A 343-nucleotide genomic window follows, 5' to 3' on the forward strand; every position below is an offset into this window, starting at 1 on the left:
GCTATGTGGGCCGCCGAACCTTTCGGGCCCATTCACTCCGTAAACGAGCAAGTGCGATGGTGTTGAAGAGTGTTTTGAGGGAGCCGCTGGTCCACTTCCTGCTGTTCGCGCTACTAATTTTCGCGGCCTATGGGGCAATCGGCACCGACGCGAAAGACAGGCCGGACAGCATCGTGGTAACGGCACCGAAGATCGAGCAGATGGCCATCTTGTTCACCAAGACCTGGCAGCGTTCACCGACTGCGGAAGAACTCAAGGGCCTCATCGACGACTATGTGAAGGAGGAGATCCTCGTTCGTCAGGCGCTTGCGCTTGGGCTCGACAAGGACGACACGGTTGTTCG

1 pseudogene is annotated in these 343 nt (G+C 58.0%); it reads left to right on the top strand.

The annotated features are described in order from the left end of the window. Positions 1-56: 56 nt before the first annotated feature. Positions 57-343 (top strand): annotated as a pseudogene (locus AF337_RS28910) (peptidyl-prolyl cis-trans isomerase); the annotation flags it as partial.

Source organism: Rhizobium ecuadorense (genome assembly GCF_001187535.1).
Lineage (GTDB): Bacteria > Pseudomonadota > Alphaproteobacteria > Rhizobiales > Rhizobiaceae > Rhizobium > Rhizobium ecuadorense.